The 18,726-nt window shown below is 67.3% G+C and carries 16 protein-coding genes and 1 pseudogene; 7 read left to right on the top strand and 10 right to left on the bottom strand.

All coding sequences use genetic code 11. The features are described from left to right. Positions 1-11: 11 nt before the first annotated feature. On the top strand, positions 12-692 hold the full coding sequence (locus AB0M74_RS21895; RefSeq protein ID WP_366528112.1) for an enoyl-CoA hydratase-related protein: 681 nt from the start codon (positions 12-14) through the stop codon (positions 690-692). A 44-nt stretch (positions 693-736) separates the two neighbouring features. Further along, positions 737-1,519 carry a crotonase/enoyl-CoA hydratase family protein gene (locus tag AB0M74_RS21890; protein ID WP_366528111.1) on the top strand — a complete coding sequence of 261 codons (783 nt, stop codon included), beginning with the start codon at positions 737-739 and terminating at the stop codon, positions 1,517-1,519. A 167-nt stretch (positions 1,520-1,686) separates the two neighbouring features. On the opposite strand, the gene AB0M74_RS21885 is transcribed toward AB0M74_RS21890, so the two are convergent. Further along, entirely contained in the window at positions 1,687-2,409 is a 723-nt protein-coding gene (locus AB0M74_RS21885; RefSeq protein WP_366528110.1) for a dienelactone hydrolase family protein, read from the bottom strand. Between the two features lie 217 nt (positions 2,410-2,626). On the opposite strand from AB0M74_RS21885, the gene AB0M74_RS21880 reads away from it, so the two are divergent. After that, on the top strand, positions 2,627-3,799 hold the full coding sequence (locus tag AB0M74_RS21880; RefSeq protein WP_366528109.1) for a lipase family protein: 1,173 nt from the start codon (positions 2,627-2,629) through the stop codon (positions 3,797-3,799). Between the two features lie 142 nt (positions 3,800-3,941). On the opposite strand, the gene AB0M74_RS21875 is transcribed toward AB0M74_RS21880, so the two are convergent. Further along, complete coding sequence (locus AB0M74_RS21875; protein WP_366528108.1) at positions 3,942-4,907, bottom strand: 4-hydroxy-tetrahydrodipicolinate synthase; 966 nt, start codon at positions 4,905-4,907, stop codon at positions 3,942-3,944. Positions 4,908-4,977: 70 nt separating this feature from the next. Here AB0M74_RS21875 and AB0M74_RS21870 point away from each other — a divergent pair, with 70 nt between their 5' ends. The 3 genes from AB0M74_RS21870 to fadD11 all read left to right on the top strand — a co-directional run bounded on the left by AB0M74_RS21870 (position 4,978) and on the right by fadD11 (position 9,225). Beyond that, positions 4,978-5,862 carry a LysR family transcriptional regulator gene (locus tag AB0M74_RS21870; protein WP_366528107.1) on the top strand — a complete coding sequence of 295 codons (885 nt, stop codon included), beginning with the start codon at positions 4,978-4,980 and terminating at the stop codon, positions 5,860-5,862. 347 nt (positions 5,863-6,209) lie between these two features. Continuing rightward, entirely contained in the window at positions 6,210-7,325 is a 1,116-nt protein-coding gene (locus AB0M74_RS21865) for a class I SAM-dependent methyltransferase (protein WP_366528106.1), read from the top strand. An 82-nt stretch (positions 7,326-7,407) separates the two neighbouring features. Next, positions 7,408-9,225: a fatty acid--CoA ligase FadD11 gene (gene fadD11 / locus AB0M74_RS21860; RefSeq protein WP_366528105.1), complete on the top strand. Its 1,818-nt coding sequence runs from the start codon at positions 7,408-7,410 to the stop codon at positions 9,223-9,225. 520 nt (positions 9,226-9,745) lie between these two features. Here fadD11 and AB0M74_RS21855 read toward each other — a convergent pair. From AB0M74_RS21855 to AB0M74_RS21835, 5 genes and pseudogenes are all read right to left on the bottom strand, one after another. Then, positions 9,746-10,846 carry an MBL fold metallo-hydrolase gene (locus AB0M74_RS21855; RefSeq protein ID WP_366528104.1) on the bottom strand — a complete coding sequence of 367 codons (1,101 nt, stop codon included), beginning with the start codon at positions 10,844-10,846 and terminating at the stop codon, positions 9,746-9,748. Positions 10,847-11,122: 276 nt separating this feature from the next. Further along, the gene (gene mshC / locus AB0M74_RS21850; RefSeq protein WP_366528103.1) at positions 11,123-12,361 is read right to left on the bottom strand and encodes a cysteine--1-D-myo-inosityl 2-amino-2-deoxy-alpha-D-glucopyranoside ligase; all 1,239 of its coding nucleotides are present in this window, start codon (positions 12,359-12,361) and stop codon (positions 11,123-11,125) included. A 640-nt stretch (positions 12,362-13,001) separates the two neighbouring features. Then, positions 13,002-13,472, bottom strand: coding sequence for a nitroreductase family deazaflavin-dependent oxidoreductase (locus AB0M74_RS21845; RefSeq protein WP_366528197.1), 471 nt, complete (start codon positions 13,470-13,472; stop codon positions 13,002-13,004). 246 nt (positions 13,473-13,718) lie between these two features. Further along, positions 13,719-13,976, bottom strand: a pseudogene (locus tag AB0M74_RS21840) (MarR family transcriptional regulator); the annotation flags it as partial. Positions 13,977-14,510: 534 nt separating this feature from the next. After that, positions 14,511-15,416 carry an immunity 49 family protein gene (locus tag AB0M74_RS21835; RefSeq protein WP_366528102.1) on the bottom strand — a complete coding sequence of 302 codons (906 nt, stop codon included), beginning with the start codon at positions 15,414-15,416 and terminating at the stop codon, positions 14,511-14,513. Positions 15,417-15,627: 211 nt separating this feature from the next. On the opposite strand from AB0M74_RS21835, the gene AB0M74_RS21830 reads away from it, so the two are divergent. Further along, positions 15,628-15,783: a hypothetical protein gene (locus tag AB0M74_RS21830; RefSeq protein WP_366528101.1), complete on the top strand. Its 156-nt coding sequence runs from the start codon at positions 15,628-15,630 to the stop codon at positions 15,781-15,783. Positions 15,784-15,961: 178 nt separating this feature from the next. On the opposite strand, the gene AB0M74_RS21825 is transcribed toward AB0M74_RS21830, so the two are convergent. From AB0M74_RS21825 to AB0M74_RS21815, 3 genes are all read right to left on the bottom strand, one after another. After that, positions 15,962-16,117 (bottom strand): hypothetical protein, encoded by a 156-nt coding sequence (locus tag AB0M74_RS21825; protein WP_366528100.1) that lies wholly within the window; start codon positions 16,115-16,117, stop codon positions 15,962-15,964. 222 nt (positions 16,118-16,339) lie between these two features. Beyond that, positions 16,340-17,578, bottom strand: coding sequence for a DUF6461 domain-containing protein (locus AB0M74_RS21820; protein ID WP_366528099.1), 1,239 nt, complete (start codon positions 17,576-17,578; stop codon positions 16,340-16,342). A gap of 871 nt (positions 17,579-18,449) precedes the next feature. Then, on the bottom strand, positions 18,450-18,635 hold the full coding sequence (locus tag AB0M74_RS21815; protein WP_366528098.1) for a hypothetical protein: 186 nt from the start codon (positions 18,633-18,635) through the stop codon (positions 18,450-18,452). Between the last annotated feature and the right edge of the window lie 91 nt (positions 18,636-18,726).

Below are 18,726 nucleotides of genomic sequence, written 5' to 3'. Positions count from 1 at the left end.
AAGGAATCACGATGCCCACTCTCGGCTACCACGACAAGATCGCCGTCCTCGACCTCGGCAGCGACGAGAACCGCTTCTCCCCCGACTTCCTCGACGCCGTCGAGGCACACCTCGACACCGCGCTGGCCGAGGGGGCACAAGGTCTGGTGACCACCGCCGGCGGCAAGTTCTATTCCAACGGCCTCGATCTGGACTGGCTGATCGCCAACGGTGCCCGCACCCAGTGGTATATCGGGCGGGTGCAGGCACTGTTCGCGCGCGTGCTGACCCTGCCCATCCCGACCGCCGCCGCACTGCCAGGACACGCCTTCGGTGCGGGTGCCATGCTGGCCATCGCCCACGACTACCGCGTGATGCGCGCCGACCGCGGCTACTTCTGTTTCCCCGAGGTCGACATCCGCATCCCGTTCACCCCGGGCATGGCCGCACTCATCCAGGCCAAAATCCCCCCGAAGTCGGCCATCGCCTCGATGACCACCGGGCGCCGCTTCGGCGGTGTAGACGCCCGAGCCCACGACATCGTCGATGCGACCGCGGCCGAGGGCGCGGTGACCGCCGCAGCAGTGGAACTGCTGGCCCCCTTGGGCGGCAAGGACTCCGGGACCCTCGGCGCCATCAAGAACACCATGTTCGCCGGTGCGCTCACCGCACTGACCGCCGAGGCGCCCTCGACGATTCCGTTGTCGGAGTAGGTTTCCCTCAGCTGATCCAGCGCGCACCATTCGAGGAGACCGTCGTGAGCGAGGCCGCCACCCTGCAACGCCAGGGCCACATCGCCGTCATCACTCTGAACAGGCCCGAGGCGATGAACGCGGTGAACGCCGCACTGTCGGTCGCCGTCGGCGCGGCCCTCGAGGAACTGGCCGCCGACCCGCAGTTGCGGGTCGGCATCATCACCGGCGCGGGCCGGGCGTTCTGCGCGGGCGCGGATCTCACAGAACTCGCCCGCGGCAACGGGATCGGTGACCCCGAGCACCCCGAATACGGATTCGCCGGACTCGTCCAGCATTTCATCGACAAACCTCTCATCGCCGCCGTCAACGGCTTCGCCCTGGGCGGCGGCACCGAAATCGTGCTGGCCAGCGACCTGGCCGTGATGAGCCGGGACGCCACTCTCGGACTGCCCGAGGTCAAGCGTGGCCTCATCGCCGCCGCGGGTGGACTGTTGCGGCTGCCGCGACAGATCCCACCCAAGATCGCGCTGGAAATGGCGCTGACCGGTACCCCCGTCGACGCCGCCGCGGCCGCCACCTGGGGTCTGGTCAACCGTGTCGTCCCCGCCGAACAGGTGCTGCCCACCGCCCTCGCGCTCGCCGAGACCATCGCCGCCAACGCGCCGCTCGCGGTACGTGCCTCGAAACGAATCATTCACCGCGTCAACGACTTCGGCTCCGAGTGGGATACCCCCGTCTGGGAGATGAGCATGCAGGAGGCGATGGGGGTGTCCCGCAGCAAAGATGCCACGGAGGGCCCCCGTGCCTTCGTCGAGAAGCGTCCGCCGCAGTGGCGCGGCGAATGACGCGTCCCGCCGCGGGCGGGGCCTGTCCGATCGACCATGCCGGCTGAGGTCGGGGCCGTGGTCCGGCGTCGGCCGCAGCCCAGGCGACGATCGGCGACCGCGATCCGAACGGTCACAACGCGGGTGTGCTTCGATTCCGCTCGGCAGGTGCGGTATAGCTAGCCGTGCTAGGTCGAGTCGGGTCGGGTGGCCGGTTTGTCGGCGGTGAGATGGCGGTCGAAGAAGGCGAAGATGCGGCGCCAGGCGTCTCGGGTGGCGTCCTCGTCGTAACCGAGCCCGGTGACGTGCAGCAGCGGCTCGACCGGGAAAACATTGGCGAAGCCGTGCATGGTGCCGGGATAGGACTTGATGTCGTGTTCGACGCCGAGTTCGGTCAGTGCGCGGTCGAGTTTGGCGGGTGCGCCGATCAGGGACGGATCGAGTGCCGCATAGCTGGCTACCACCGGGCATACGCCGTCCAACCTGGCCCGGTAGTCGCCGTAGAGGCCCGGATAGAACGGCGCCGATGCGTCGAATCCCTGGGCAGCGCTGAGTAACGCGAAACCACCGCCCATACAGAAGCCGATGACCGCGGTCTTGCGTGTGCAATCGGCCTCGGCGAGCAGACGGTCACGCGCGGCAAGGATATCGCGCACCGGTGGGCCCTCGCCGGTGACCAACAAAGCGCGGAAGACCGCGCGAATGCAGCGAACTCGGCCGCGAGAGAACAGATTCGGGGCGATCGTGAGGTAGCCGTAATCGGCCAGCATCTCGACATTGCGGCGCAGATCGGCGCTGAAACCCACCGCGTCGTGCAGCACCACAACACCCGGCCACGGCCCCGCGCCGGTGGGGCGGGCCAGGATCGCCTCGATGGTGCCGTCGGGCGCGTCGAGCTCGATGGTCTTCATGCCTGTCGAATCTAAGGCACTGTCTCAGACGTGTACAGCGCCGCGCCGGCAAAGATCTCCGATCGCACACGACCATCGAAATACCGAACTCCGCACTTCGGTCGGCTAACGTCTGCGCGGAAGGAGTCCGGTGCGGTACCCGATCGACGGCACCACGTAGCAGGCCTGGCGCGGTGGGCGAAGCTCCGGCGGTGCAGCTTTCGACAGAAGAGGCAACGTGGTCAAACTCGGGCCGCCATGGCGCGCGATCTTCATCGCGACTGCTCTGGCCTTCAGCGTGTTCACGACATCGACCATCGTCGCGGCCCAACCCGTCGACGCGTCGAGCTTCGACCCCGACCCGACCGGTGACGCCTATCTCGATCAGCATTTCGCCGCCGACGGATTACCCAACGGGGCGATTCTGTCGAGCCGCTCGGTGCGCATCCTGCCGCCGCTTGCCCTGACTTCGAGCTTCGACGCGTGGCAGGTGTGGTTCAAGACGACCGCCGCCGACGGTGCGGCGATCGCCGCGCTGACCACGATCATGAAACCGAAAGCGTGGAACGGCAGGGTTGTCGGCAACAACTACGCGATCGACAGTGTCGGCCTGAGATGTAACCCGTCGTATCAACTGACCCACGAGGTGTCCATCGAGACGCCCGATATCACCCGCCAATTGCTGTGGCGCGGTTACGCGGTGGTGATGACCGACTACCAAGGCCCCCGGATGGCCTATGCGCACGGCCCCACCCAGGGCAGGGAGGTGCTCGACGGGCTGCGTGCTGCGCTGGTCTTCCCGTTTGCTGGTCTGGCGGGCAGTCCGACCGCGATGATCGGCTACAGCGGTGGCGCGATCGCGACGATCTGGGCCGCGCAAATGCAACCCACCTACGCGCCCGAGCTGAGAATGCTGGGGGCCGCGGCGGGCGGCACGCCCGCGGATCTGAGCCTGCTGCGCATGACCATGGACGGTCAACCGCCTGCTTCGGTGCTGTACCTGATGGCGGCACTCGGCGTGGCCCGCGTGACACCCGATGCTTTCGATCTGCTCAGTGATATCGGCGTAGCGACTGCGCGGCAGAACAAGAACCTCTGCTCGAGTGCCGCGGTGCTCGGTGTTGTCCCGGTGCCGTTGCGCTCGCTGACGACGGGCGACCCATACGACACCGAGGTCGTGCGCCGCGTCTACCGCGAGACGAAAGCCGGTGGCGCGACACCGATCATGCCGATCTACCTGTGGCATGGCCTGCACGACACGTGGATCCCGGTCGCGGGCGCGCGGGCGCTGCAGCAGACCTGGCAGGACGCGGGGGTCGACGTGTCGCTCACGGTGCTGCCGTGTGATCACATCACCTGCGCATACACCCCTGTTGGGTTGGATCGGATCGACACCTGGATGGGCCGGTAGCAGGGGCGCAGGTGTAGTGGCGGGTGGGGCGGTCGGTCCTGATCGACGCGAACAGGCATGCGGGGGTGGGTGTTCGGGCGGCCCCTATGTCCACCGCGGATCGGCCGGTGGCGCATGTCGTATAGCACGATGGCTCCCGTTGTTATACCTCACTCGATGAGGTGACCAGCGGGTTCGGCGTCGGGCGAGTTCGCCGATCGGGGGTCTGCATTTCGGAGAGGGCTGCGAGATACCGCATGGTCGGATCCACGGAGGTCGGCCCGGCGGGGAGCAGGGGCAGACGGACGTCGGGAGTGGGGATTCGCCCCTGGGCGTGCAGGACCGCCTTGATCACCGTCGGGTTGGGTTCGTTGAAGGCTGCGGCCGACATTTTCGCCAGTACTGCTCCCAGTGCGCGGGCCAGTGCGTGGTTTCCGTTGTGCCAGGCAGAGATCAGGGCGACGAAGGGTGCCGTGGTCAGTTGTGCGGAGGCGAGGATGCCGCCGGTGGCGCCGAGGGCGATCAAGGGGAACAGGAACTCGTCGTCGCCTGCGAGGACGGCGAAGTCCTCGGGCAGGTCGCCGAGTAGGTCGACAGTGTCGGCGTCGATGCCGCCGGTCGCGTATTTCACCGCGGCGATGCCGGGCAGGCGACCGAGTTCGCGCAGCGTATCGGCGCTGACGGATCGGGCAGTGCGGTAAGGGATGTGGTAGATGATCACCGGGACCGGACTGGTTGCCGCGAGCTGAGTGAAGTGTGCGCGGATCCCGGCTTCGGACGGACGCGTGTAGTAGGGCACCGGGACCAGGGCCGCGGTGATTTCGGGATGGCCTCGGAGAGCCTCGAGCGCGGCGATGGTGGCGCGGGTGTTGTTGTCGCCGGCGCCGAGGATGAGCGGTGCGTTGCGGGTGCGGCAGACCTCGGCACACACCGCACGGACCGTGCGCTTTTCCTCGGCGTCGAGGGTGGCGGGTTCGCCGGTGGTGCCGAGCGCGACCAGTCCGGTCGCGCCCTCGTCGAGGACGCGGTGAGCCAAGGATTCCAGGGCGTCCACCGCGATATCTCCCGCAGCGGTGAACGGGGTGACGAGGGGGACGAATATCCCCTGCAGAGGTTCGTGTTGAGCCATACGTCCAGCTTGTCCGGCAGATAACAGCAGGTCTAGTTCGTATTTGTAGCCTCGAGCGTAAGCTCAGCTGATGCTCGATGTTCGACGCCTGCGACTGCTACGGGAACTGGCGCGCCGCGGGACGATCGCGGCCGTCGCCCAGGCCATGGCCTTCACGCCCTCCGCGGTCTCGCAGCAACTCAGCGCGCTGGAGCGGGAAGCGGGGGTGGCGTTACTACAGCGGACCGGTCGTCGGGTGACGCTCACACCGGCCGGTCTCACCCTTGTCGGGCACACCGAAGCCGTGTTGGCCCGGCTCGAAGAGGCCGAAGCCGATCTGGCGAACACCGAGGCCGGGCTGACCGGTCCACTGCGGATCGGCGCTTTTCCTTCCGCCACACAGGCTTTCATCCCCGCGGCCCTGAGCAGGCTGGCCACCGACCATCCCGGCCTCGAACCCCAGGTGGCAGAACTCGATCCGGCGCTGGTCTCCGACGCGCTGCGGGCGGGGAAGCTGGATGTGGCACTGGTGCACGACTACGACCTGGTGCCGTTCCCCTCCGAAATCGGAGTGCGCACCGAGCCCCTCTACCGCGAGACGATGTTCCTCGCCTCGACCACACCGCGCGCCGCCGCTCCCGGCGGGGTGCTCGCCACCTGCCGCGATGACCCGTGGATCGTGGCCACCACCGGCACCCGCTGCCACACCATGACCATCCGGGCCTGCCGAGCCGCGGGCTTTCTCCCACACATCCGCCACCAGATCGACGAATTCGCCACGGCGCTGGCCTTTGTCGCCGCCGGACAGGGCGTCGCACTGGTCCCCGAACTGGGTGCCACACACCCGTCTGCCGAAGTGATCCTCACCGAACTACCGATCGCACGCCATACCAGAATCGCCTTCCGCGAGGGTGCTGAGCGCCATCCGGCCATCGTCGCGTTCACCCGCGCGATGAACGCGACGGTGTCTGTCTGAGCTCGGGTGGTGCCGTCCTCGCCGAACCCGTTCCGGCGCTACGGCGTTCGGGCTTTCAGCAGTGGCCCTACCGGTGTTCGATCGCGGCTCGCATCCGCCTGCCGGGTGTTTTCCCGGACCCCGGCCATCGATACCTCGCGCAGTGTGGGAGCCTTGTGCGGTATCTCAGTGGAAGGGCTTCTCGTGACGCTCGGCATGGTCCTCGGCGACTCCTTCGCTCGCGCTTCGACGCAGGATCGCTAGCCCTCCTCGTTCCGACCCGCCGCCCGGGTTCGACACCGGCTGTTGTTGCTCCTGGTCGAAGTGCTCTCGGTGCCCATGCACGTTCGATCACTAGGAGCACGCCTGTGCCCACCCTGCACTGGACCGAAGCCGACACCGACCGCAGTGTGCGCTGGCATTCCGAGAGCGCCGCACCGATGCCGCGACGCGTCGTCGTCGCCGACGACACTCTGCGCGCCGACACCGCCTACCGGCTGGTGTGTGAAGGCACCGCGTTGTTGTGGCGCGGCGATTTTCAGCAAGCGCGGCAGTTGTTGCAGGCACTGCGTCGCCGCATCGACCGCATCGCGACGCCACGGGGCGGCAGCGTCGCCGACGCATTTCACCTGCACCGCAGGGCCCGCGGCCATCGCGCGCGGGTGCTGGGGAAACTGGTCGTCGAGCTGTCCGCCGACCACACTCTCGAGCTGCGGCGAGCGCCCGATCTGCGGCAGGTGTGCGCCGAAACCTACGGGTCACCCGGTGAGGCGATGGTCGTCGCGCTCACCGAGTTGCTCGGCGCCATCGGCGCGCAGCAGTGGCGGGCCACGGGGGTGGAGGTGCCTGCACTGGGTGCGCGCATCCATCCGCATTACGGGGTTTTCTCGCCTGTTCGTGGCGAATACGTCGATCTCGTCGCGCGGGCGCCACTGCCGGGCGGCGGTCACCGCACCGCGTTCGACCTCGGCACCGGAACGGGGGTGCTGGCAGCGGTGCTCGCCCGTCGCGGTATCGGTCGGGTCGTGGCCACCGATATCAACCCACGCGCACTGGTCTGTGCTCGCGACAACATCGACCGGCTCGAGCTTGCCGGTCGTGTCGAGGTGTGCGGGCCCGACCTGTTCCCACCCGGTCGCGCCGACCTGATCGTGTGCAACCCGCCGTGGCTGCCTGCGCGCCCCACCGCCGCGGTCGAACAGGGTGTCTACGATCCCGGCAGTGCCATGCTGCACGGATTCCTCGACGGGCTCGCCGCCCATCTCGTGCCCGGCGGCGAAGGTTGGCTGATCCTGTCCGACCTGGCCGAGCACCTCGGACTCCGGACCCGCAAGGATTTGACCGACACCATCGACGCGGCCGGCCTGCGGGTTCTCGACCGCCTCGATACCCGGCCGCGCCACACCCGACCGCTGGACCCCACCGACCCGCTGCACACCGCTCGCGTGGCGGAGGTCACCTCGCTGTGGCGGCTGAGCAGCTAAATAGTGCGAAACGTCCCACGACGCTCGGCTCGCACCCTAACGTCGTGTCAGCAAAGCCGGGCGACGTGATTGAGATTGTGGGATGAACCAACTGAACACTACGTGCGCTGCGTTCCAGCGCATCGCCGCGATCGACCCCGAGGCGGTCGCGGTTCGCTCCATCGGAGGCGGACAGAGCCTGACCTGGCGTGAATACGCCGACCAGGTCAGGCACATCGCCGCAGGGCTCAACGCCCTCGGAATCGGCCGCGGCGATACCGTCGCGCTGATGATGGCCAACCGAGTCGAGTTCTATCCGCTGGAAGTGGGCGCTCAGCACGCAGGCGCGACGTCGTTCTCGGTGTACAACACGCTGGCCCCCGAGCAGTTGAACTATGTGTTCGCCAATGCCGAGAACCGGGTGGTGATCTGCGAGGAACAGTATGTCGATCGGGTGCGGTCGTGCGGGGTGCCGATCGAGACCATCGTGTGCGTCGACGCAGAGCATGCGGGAACGATCAGCGTCGCCGAACTCAAAGCCAAGGGCCGCACCGAGTTCGACTTCGAAGCGACCTGGCGGGCTGTTCGGCCCGAGGATGTCGCGACCTTGGTCTACACCTCCGGCACCACCGGAAACCCCAAGGGCGTGGAGATCACCCACGCGAACCTGCACGCCGAGGTGCACGCTTTCAACGCGGTGCTGCCGGTCGAATTCGGCGACCGCCAAACCTCCTATCTGCCCAGCGCGCACATGGCCGATCGGATGACCGCGCTGTATTTGCAGGAGTTCTTCGGCACCCAGATCACCGTGGTGCCGGACCGGGCGCAGTTGCCCGCCGCATTATCGGATGTGCATCCGACGATCTGGGGTGCAGTGCCGCGAGTGTGGGAAAAGCTCAAGGCTGCGGTCGAATTCTCGGTCGCCAATGAACCCGACGACACCACCCGCGCCGCTTTGCGGTGGGCACTGGACGTGGCGGCGCGTAAGGCGGCCGCCCAGCTGGACGGACGACCGGTCGAGGCGGAGCTGGCGGCGGAATGGGCGAAGGCCGATGCCGCGGTGCTATCGAGGTTGCGCGCGAAACTCGGGCTGGACCAGGTGAAGTGGGCGATGTCGGGTGCGGCGCCGATCCCACCGGAGACCCTCGGGTTCTTCGCGGGCCTCGGCATCCCGATCTCCGAGATCTGGGGCATGTCCGAGCTGACGTGTGTGGCCAGCGCCAGCCCGCCTGCTCAGGCGCGCCTCGGTACGGTCGGTCGGTTGTTGCCCGGTATGGAGTCCATGATCGCCGACGACGGAGAATTCCTGATCCGCGGCCCCCTGGTGATGCGGCGCTATCGCAAAGAGCCGGAGAAGACCGCCGAGGCCATCGACGCCGACGGCTGGCTGCACACCGGTGACATCCTGACCATCGACGCCGACGGATACCTGCGGGTGGTGGACCGTAAAAAGGAGCTGATCATCAACTCCGCTGGAAAGAACATGTCCCCGGCCAACATCGAGAACGCGATCAAAGCCGCCGCGCCACTGGTCGGTGCGCTCGCCACCATCGGCGACGGGCGACCGTTCAACACCGCGCTGATCGTGCTGGATGCCGAATCCGCCCAACCGTATGCCGTGCAGCACGGACTGCCCGACGCCTCCCCCGCCACACTCGCCGCCGATCCCGGCGTGATCGCCGAGATCGCGCGTGGCGTCGCCGCGGGCAACGCGAAACTGTCTCGCGTCGAACAGATCAAACGCTTCATCATCCTGCCGACGTTCTGGGAACCCGGCGGCGACGAGGTCACCCTGACGATGAAGTTGCGCCGAAAGCCGATCGCCACGAAATACGCCACGGCCATCGAACAGCTCTATGCCGCAGAGTCCGACGCGACGGTGCACGAGCCGGCCGAATCGGTGGAGCTGTCTGCCGGCTAGCGGGTCGGGGCGGTCGCTGATCGGTAGCATGTGCGCCCGCCACAGCGCGGTCGCGAAACCTTCTCGACGAGGAAATACCCTGTGCTGCCGCCTGTTCGGTGATCTCGGATCACCCTGTGTCGCTGCGACGCAGTCGCGGTGGTTTCGCGGGCGGGCGGCTGCGAGCAGCATTCGGTCACGACCCTGCGCGCCCGGGTTCCTGTCCACGGCCGCGGCGGCAATTCCGGAGCAGCAGGGATCCGGGTTCAGCGCGCAGGTGATCAACGCGGTGTCCGACCATCGACGGCACCGCGCCGGCGACTTCGCGGCTGCCAGGTGAGGCGGAGCAGTCCGCGGTGGGTCTGTCGAGCGGCCACAGGCGCGACCGTTGAGGTGATGAACGATCAGAGGTGTCCTGGAACCGGACCTCACACGCCGCCACCGGCCACGCACCAGCGGCACATGCGCTGTGCAGACCTCTCGATGATCGCGGGGGTCATGTTCCGCTCGGCGGCACCGATTCGGTCGGGGCTGTAAAGGGCTACAGCGAGAATGTCAGGCGCTGTGGGCTGAGGTAGTCGGCAGGGTCGTGCATGGTGCGCAATTCCGGGCGTCGGGCGGGTGTCAGGCGGGCCAGTTCCGTGCGCAATGGGGCGTCGTAGCGGGCGGCGGGACTGGTCACACCGGGGAGCCAGTTGTCGTGGTGGCTGGGGACGAAGAGGGTCGGGGCGAGGGATTCGATGTAGCGGCGGGGGTCTCGTAGGCCGTTGATGATCTGGTTGAAGCCCTGAACGGCACCGATCTGGACGTCGGTGGGGGCAAGGCCGGCCAAGACGTCGAACACGTGCGGGGCTTTCTCGGTCAACGGGCCCGCGGAGTCGTGCCAGGTGAGTGTGAATCCGGGGACCCGGAATTGGTAGAGCAGAACACCGCCTTCGGGATCGCGCAGTCGCGGCAGGTTCTGCAGAACGCCGTCGAGCGTCGGTGGGTGCCGCACGATCGCGCGCAGATCCGGCGTCGGGAAGAACGGTGGCGCCGGATCGCTGCGGTCCGGGGCGGTCGGTGCCGAATGCAGATGACGGACGGCAGTCACCGCAACTTTGCCGACGGTGAATTCGTGACGTGCACCGATCAGGGTCGCGGCATCGCCGAGCTCGGAGGTCGGGAACGACGGGTCCGACACTTGCGCGCGAATCGCCGCACAGTGCTCGGCGGTGCCGTGTACGACTGCGTCGCAGGCCTGCGCGATCCGGCCCGCGTCACCCGCGTGATCGAAGTGCCCGTGCCCGATGAATATCGCCTCGGGGCGCAGGTCGGCCAGGTCCTGCGCGGTGGCGGGCACAAGCCCCGAGCTGGTGAACCGAGGCACCCACGCGTCGAGCAGGAACACCGATCCGCCGATTGCCAGCGCGAAAGTTGTGCATCCCACCCACGACAACACCACCCGGTCGGCGCGCACCGCTCCAGTTCGCGCGTCGACGATGTCGGTGCCGAAGAAACGCCCGCGCGCCACGATGGTTCGTTCGGCGTCGGGCGCGGCGGATGTTTCCAAACGACCGGCCGCGATCTGGGCGAGGGTATCGAAGGTGCCACCGAGTGCGGTGTGCCGACCGATCAGCGCGCGCGGATGAATGTTGCACACGTGTGTACCAGATCACGGAATCGCAGCGCGGGCAAGGCGGACCGCTGGCTGAGCGCAGTCCGTCCTGCGCACCGAGCAGCCTGCCGCCGTCGACGTACATGGACACGGAGAACCGATCCGCAGTGCGCGACCACGGGCCGCTGGAGGTCGGTCGACGGTCGTGTCGGAGTAAGGATGCCGAGGGCCGACCTCCGAAGTCCGTCGCCGGTGCGAGCAAGCCATCACTGCGCACCAGCTGTACCCGCTCGTCAGAAAACGGGCGGGTCGCACCGAGCCTTACAGCTGCACACCGAGCAACGCATCGACCGCGGTCGCGACGAGGACGGGAGCGCCACGGTCCGCACCGCCGTAGTCGAGGGCCTGGTCGGCCCAGCTGTCCACGGCAGCCAAGGCTTTCGGGGTGTCGAGGTCATCGGCGAGGTGCTGGCGTAGGCGGGCGATGGTGTCCTCGGCGGCGGGGCCGGCGGCCTGCGACGTCGCGCTTCGCCACCGGTCCAGACGCTGGGTGGCCTCCGCGAGGACGGTGTCGGTCCACATGCGGTCCTGGCGGTAGTGACCGGCGAGTAGGCCGAGGCGGATCGCCGCGGGGTCGGTGCCCGCGCGGCGCAGCTTGGATACCAGGACGAGGTTGCCCTTGGACTTGGACATCTTCTCGCCGTCGAGGCCGATCAGCCCGGCGTGTACATAGTGGCGGGCAAAGCGGCGGCCCGCGATGAGGGCTTCGGCGTGCGCGGCGGAGTACTCGTGGTGGGGGTAGATCAGGTCGCTGCCGCCGCCCTGGACGTCGAACTCGGGGCCGACGCGGTTGAGCGCGATCGCCGCACACTCGATGTGCCAGCCGGGACGTCCCGCGCCGAAGGGGGCGGGCCAGGACGGCTCGTCGGGGCGCGCGGCGCGCCACAGCAGCGCGTCGATGGTGTCGCGCTTGCCGGGTCTGGCGGGGTCGCCGCCGCGCTCGGCGAACAGTCGCTCCATGGTGGCGCGGTCGTAGCCGGATTCGTAGCCGAACTGCTCGGTGGCGGCGGCGCGGAAATAGATGTCGGGGAATTCGGCATCGTCGACGACATAGGCCGCACCCGAGGCCAGCAGTTTCTGCACCAGTTCCACGACCTCGTCGACGGACTCGATGGCGCCGATGTAGTCGCGCGGCGGCACGATCCGCAGCGCGGACATGTCCGCACGGAACAGCTCGATCTCGCGGGTGCCCAGCTCCCGCCAGTCCAAGCCGTCGCGGGCGGCGCGCTCGAACAGCGGGTCATCGACATCGGTCACGTTCTGCACGTAGTGCACGGTGTGGCCCGCGTCCCGCCACAACCGGTTGACCAGGTCGAAGGTGAGGTAGGTGGCCGCGTGGCCGAGGTGGGTGGCGTCGTAAGGAGTGATCCCGCAGACGTACATAGTGGCGGTGGCGCCGGGGGTGACCGGCCGGACCTGTCGGTCGGCGGTGTCGAACAACCGCAACGGTGGCCCTGCTCCGGGGATGGTGGGAAGGGCGGTATCGGACCAGGACTGCATGATTCGAGGGTAAAGGGGTGGTCGAGATGATCGGCCTTCGCCCCGTCCGATTCGCGATGTAGCACACTCTCCTGATGGGTTGCGACCTGCGAAAATCGCGTCCCGAGCGGATGTCAACGTTTACGGTCTCGCTGGTTCGATGCGCTGCGATACCGGGGCCGAGTTGCGAGACGGCTGGTGCCTGAGGCGCAGTCGAGGGCTTCATGGCGATGCTGCGCAACATCCTCGAATGGTCGGCTCGATCGCAGGACGGGTCGCGGTGTGAGGTGGGAACTGCCGCGCACTATCACCCACCGGTTCGCGGACCCCGAAAATCTCACACTGCAAATCTCACACTGCCCGAACTGCTCGAACTGCGCGATCAGGTCGAGCAGTTCGCGCACGTGCCGGCAGATGCCACGGCAGTCACCATCACCCACTCCGCGCAGAGGGTCGCATGTCACCTCGACCGAGGTTTCGGCGTCACGGGCTCGTGCCGCCGACAACGCGGTGTGCGCTGTGACCTCAGCTATCGGTCGACGGGTGCCTCGTCCGCGACTACGAGACCCGCACCGACCACCACGAAGTTCATGACCTACCGCGCCGCTGTCCGCACACTGACCCGACAGCATGCGTCCTCGACCGTGCCGATCTCGCCACGCTAGGCCTCGTTGCCGTCACCAGCCGGTGTTTGCCCGAGGATCGGTTCGAGCACGAAGACCGGGATCTGGCGGTCGGTCTTGCGCTGGTAGTCGGCATAATCCGGGTACGCGTCCACCGCTCGGCGCCACCAGAGGGCTTTTTCTTCGTCGAATACCTCGCGCGCCCGGTACTCCCGGGTCACCGTGCCGTCCTGGAGTTCGATGACCGGCTCGGCGACCAGTCCGGCGTACCACTGCGGGTTGGTCGGCGCGCCTCCCTTGGATGCGACAGCCGCGTAGCGCCCCTCGTGTTCGACACGCATCAGCGGCGCCTTGCGAGCCGTGCCGGTCTGGGCGCCCTGGTAGGTCATCAGCACGGTGGGCAGGCCGCTGACGGTGACGCCGTCGGTCGTCCCAGTGCGGACGATCTGCTCGACGTGCTCGCGGACCCACCCCGGTGCGCGCGATTCGTTATCGCCGGTCGACGCCATGTCTTGCGCGACGTGCCCGTCCGGTCGCGGTTCGGGGGCCAGGCCGTACCGGCGGCTCTGTGAGTGGCGGGGGCGCCTGGCATCCACGTTGCCGGTGAGGGTCTCGAGGATGCCGGGTAGTTCCGCGACCGTCTGGGCGGGCAGGCCGGCCACGGTTTCCTCCGCCAGCGCGCGCCATAGCTGCTTGACCTGGTGAGCCAGCGTCGTGCCGCTGTCGGTGAGTTCGACGATGCTGGCGCGCTTGTCGGCGGGAGCGGGTTGGCGACGGATGTGGCCGGAAGCTTCCAGCTTCCGGGCCATGAGCGTGACGCTGGGCGGCTCGCAGCCGAGAGCCTCGCTCAGTTGGGCCTGAATCATCGGGCCCGTCCTGGCGAGTTCGAGCAGGAGCGCCTCCTGCCCGGGGTGCAGGCCGAGCGGGGCCAGCAGCGTCGCAGCCCTGGCTCGGTGGCGCAGGCTCAGCAGGCGGATGGCCTGGTTGACGGCGTCGGCTTGCTCGAAGTCCATGGGGCTCTCCTCGACAGATTAGTTATGCGAATAACATTATGCACATAACTAATTCTCGGCGCGATATCGAGGAGCCGACATGACCATGAGGGTTGCTGTCATCTACTACAACGCGGCAGGCGCTGCGCACGCATTCGAGCAGGCCATCGCCTAGACAGGGCCCGGGTACGGTTGCGGCTGGCCGCCGAGCGGGCACCCGACAGCGCAATCGACCATGCCGGCACGCGCCGACGCGACGAGCCTCCCGGCCCTCGCTTGCCGACACTCAGCGCCCGTCGATGGCTGTGACTCTGTTCCCGAATGCGAGGGATGCGGCTTGCATTCGGCGATGATCGGCACCACCACCGGCGACTTGTGTCGAAGCCAGGCCAGCGCCACCTGCACGGGCCACGCACCCGATTCGACGGCGACCTCCGTCACGGAGTCGGCCGCGGCACGGTCGCGGGCAACGACTTCAGCCACCGAGACCCTGCGCCCGTTCGCGCCCGCGAGTGTGCCCCGCGCGCCGCCGATTGCGACGGAGGCCAAGGCCGCTCAAGAACCGGTCCAGCATCCGGTGATCAGCGTGCGCGGCAGATAGTCGGTCTCGACGGGCGGTCGCCAACCCTCGCGGCGGTAGGCGAGAGCGGTCAGGGCGAGCGGCACGAGGGGAAGCAGAGCACGAGGCCTGCCGAAGAAGCCGGGCACGATGCCGCACTGGACCAGCGCCTCGGTCATCTCCGTGAAGGGTTCAGGCACAGTGCCGTATTGGAGCAGCAACTCGGTCAACTCTGTGTTGAAGGCCTCCTGGTCCCCGGCGGCCAAGGCGCGTAGGCCGCGCAAGGCAATGTGGTGCGGCAAGTCGGAAAAACTCTCTCCCACTTGGACTCGGGACAGCGCGGCGTCGATAGCGGCAACCACCGCTTCGGTGGACGGCGGATAGTCGGCGTACTGGTTCCCTGTTAACCCGAGGACGTAGGCCATCAGGCCGTTGACCAGCTCGACGTTCGGGTTGCCGACCATTTCGCCATCGAGCTCTTTCCGAGCGAATGCGAATGCCTCGCGATGCCATCCCGTTCTCTCGGACAGGATTGCCAGGCAGAAGGCGTCCAGCCACTGGTTGGCGGAGACAGGATCCGGGTCCTCCGGGGTTTCTCGCTCGTATCGCATCCCGAAGTTCGCGTAGTCGAGGAAGACGAAGAAGGTGGTGTTGTTGAAGTAAGCGGCGCACTGCACGCCACCGGCGGCGGCCTCGGCGGCGTTGTCGAGGACCGCCTTGACCTCTGGAGCGTCGAGGTCGGGGAGGACGACGGAAAGAGCACCCAGATGGTCGAGGAACTCCGCCGAGATCTGCCACCACTCGTAGGTTCCGATCGGACCGGCCTTCCCCATGGAGTGGCACACGCCCTCGATTCGCTCGGCGAAGCCCTCGCGGGCCGCTGCCAGCACGGCTTCATCCATCCGGCATCGCTCTATCCGCATCTCTCACCCTTCATCTATCGGTACATGTTGATCATCCTAAGGAAGGGGCGGAAAAGGGTGTATCCCTGCGGGATTCGTCAAGGGTCGGTGGGGTGTCGAGGTCCTCGGTGAGGTTGCCGAGGCCTCGAGGTCTTGTGAGTCGGCGAACTCATAGCACCCCGACACGCTGGGGGCCTGCCGAGAACCCTTGGTGTTCTCAACGTTCCGGGCCCGACATCGGCGCAAGATCTCCCGCCAGCTCAACAAGGGCGAATCCCCGCACGCCCTTCGACGCGACCTGCTCTACGCCCACGACGACGAGACATCCGGCAAACTCGCCTTCCGTTCGGAGCTGGGGTTGCGGTAGTAGTCGCCGAAAAAACAACGGATGTGCCACTGCGCCTGGTCGTTCGGCGTCTCCGAGGGCGCGGTTGGAAGTTGTATCACCAACCCTCGAACGGTTTCCGTTGGCGTACCGGGGTTCCGGATGCTGTCAACCCGCCATCGCTGCTGTTCAAGCCATTGTCGTTGTTTTCGCGCCGTTACTACTGGAACCTCTGAGTGGCCGCGATCTGGCGCCTGGTGGGCGTGAGGTCCATGCCGTCGAGCGTCATGGTGATATCGCGGAGTCCTTCAGATGTGCCGACTGCGGCGGTGATTCGCTCGATCAGCGCCAAGAGCAGGTTGCGTTGGTCGAGCACTGTACGGAACTCCTCGGCGAGAGTAGAACCTCGGTCGGGGTCGCGGCCGGCGGGCTCAACATCGTGCGCATTCCGACTGGGTGCTGTGCGCGACGATCGCGCATAACCTGCTACGCCGCCGATACGCTCGCGGGCCCGATCCTGGGCAAAGCCCGCAGCGCGCTACCCCCGACAAAAGATCATGGCGGTCCCTGCCCGACTTGACCAAGGATCATGCAGGAATCAGTCGTCGGTCAGCTGCTTGCGAAACTCCTGCCGCCAACGGGGGCCCTGACGGCAGCCCACGACCAAGCCCAGGGCTTCCCGGGCCGGCAGGTTGAGCGCGTCGGCCATGGCGCGGGCGGCCATGGCGCGCTCCTGCCAGACAGACCGGTCGTTCCAGTCGGTATATATCACCTGGGCCTCGGCGTGCACGCGGCGCAGCCGCAGGTCAAGGGCGGAGTCGTCGGTAACGCCGGGGTGATCCTCCTCGCTCAGCAGGGACAGTGCGGCAGTGACCTCGTCATAGGTGTCGAGTCCGGTCTCGGTGGCCAGTGACGACATCTGCACGGCGAGTACGCGACGCAGGCGCTCGGGCGTCGCGGCGTCGACGAGGGAGGCAAACCGGTCAGGCACGGGTGTCCGGAAGTTGTTCTCCGGGAGCCCGAAGTTGTTGTCCGGTAGCAGAGGAAGGATCCGCGCGCTGTCGAGTTCCCCCTCCAGGCCGGGCGGTGGCAGTGGGATGCCACAGCGGCGAACGACCGCGTCACACACCGCCAGCAGCTGTTCCCGCCGCTGCTCGGGTGTGGGCTCCGGAACGGGCGTCGGCAGACCGGGGAAGACCTCGAACGGGTCGCGCGCGCCGTAGGGGACGGGCGGTCGGGTGTCGTACCTCGTCACCAGTTCGCCGTTGTCGAAAAGGGACACCGAGGTCGTGCCGTCGGCCCAATAGCTTACGGACACCGCGCGGGTGCCACAGGACACACGGCGCAGCACCTCCTCGCGTGTGCCCTCGAAAAGATGAAGACCTTCCTCGATGCCGAACGCCCAACCGCCGTGGGTTCCCACGCGGACTACCGGCAGCAGCACGCGAGGGTCCTGCCGCTGGTCTGGAATTTCTGCCTCCTCCCTCCACCGTGGGCGCCGGGTCTCGGGCACCGCGCCGAACCGGCGCAGGAGTTCGGCCTCGTCCAAGGCCTGCGCGAAGGTCAGGCAGAAATTGTCGTACCCGCTGGGCCAGGTGTCGTTCAGCGTGGCGTGGGAAGTCGTCCGGCCTGGCGCGGCCATGACCGGGTCGGCGAGCGCCCGGTCGAACAGGGACCGAGGCTCGGGTCGCCGTTCGGGAGCGAACTCCCACAGCAGCATCCCGTCGTCGACGACAGGCACATACGACAGCCCCACCGTCATGACGGTTCCGCCCTCCAAGGAGTCGGCGACCTGCTCCAGGAAGGCCGCGAGGCTTCCCCATTCCCCGAAGCTCACGCCCTCGGCCTCCCTCTCGTGGCCTACCACGCCGAACGACTCGCCTTGACGGCAGTCCACGACCAGCCCGTCCGCACTGGAATTTCGGGCGAAGGGTACGAAATCGTGGTGCCAGAAGCCCTCGAGTAGCGGGTCCCCTTCGTACCTGGCCCACGACTCCTGCTGGCTCCGGCCCGAGGAGAGGATCTGGGCGAGGGTGTAGGGCTCAAAGCCGGGGAAGCTGAAACCCCCTCCTCGGGGGAGACGTAGCCCCGCTCCCCGGGCGAGACTCCGTCGTGGTGCCGCAGATACGCGACCAGATCCGCGGGGAACTCCACCCCCAGCTCGGTAGCTGCGGCGTTGATGGCCTCCTGCGAGGCGGGCGGGCGCAAAGATGCGAAGGTACGCGGCGCATGCGCGGCGAGCCATGAATCGATCCGTCGCCAAGACTCTTCCATGAGGGAACCATGCATCGTCCGATCATCACATCCACCTCTGACACCGATGCCTGCTGCGGAGGCCACCTCGGTCGATACGGGCGACGGTCTCATGGCGGTTCGGCCTGGTCGTGAGCACCTCGAGACGATGTATCGCCGACCCCAAGCGATTGACGTTGCTGTGTACAGGACACGTGTACAGACGCGACCTGCGGAAACTTGTTGTCTCGCGAACGGTCTGCGGACACCACCCGTGGACGGGCATCGGATGCGACCCGCTCGAGACGTTTCGATTGAACCGGGGCATCAGAACCCGCCATCACTGCTGGTCCAGCCAACTTCGTTGTTTCCGTGCGATTACTACTCGGATCCCGAGTCACGCACACGGCTAACTGGTAGACCGCAGGGGTTCTGGCGGTGCAGCGTGGCATCATGCTGGCCTTGCACGGGCGCGTTCAGGCGGACTTTCGGAGGCCGGCCAGGGCGCGGATGGCGTCGGTCAGCGAGACCGGGTGATCGAGCTCGATGGCCGCGAGGCCGGTTTCGAGCAGCTGTTGTTCGAGGCCCAACTCGAAGGGGACAGCACCTTGCGGGTCAGCTTTGGCAATGCCCCCGACGACCTGCGGCTCGTCGACTCCCAATGGCCTCTGCAGGTAATTGAGGCGTCTCCCCCGCCACCTCCCCGTTGTGCCGCAATACGGAGAGAAATAGATGAGAAGGAGGCGGAAATCA

It is taken from the genome of Nocardia sp. NPDC051463 (assembly GCF_040681975.1).
In the GTDB taxonomy this organism is placed as follows: Bacteria; Actinomycetota; Actinomycetes; order Mycobacteriales; family Mycobacteriaceae; genus Nocardia.
Note: the sequence above shows the minus strand (reverse complement) of the source record. Positions and strands in the feature narration are given on the sequence as shown.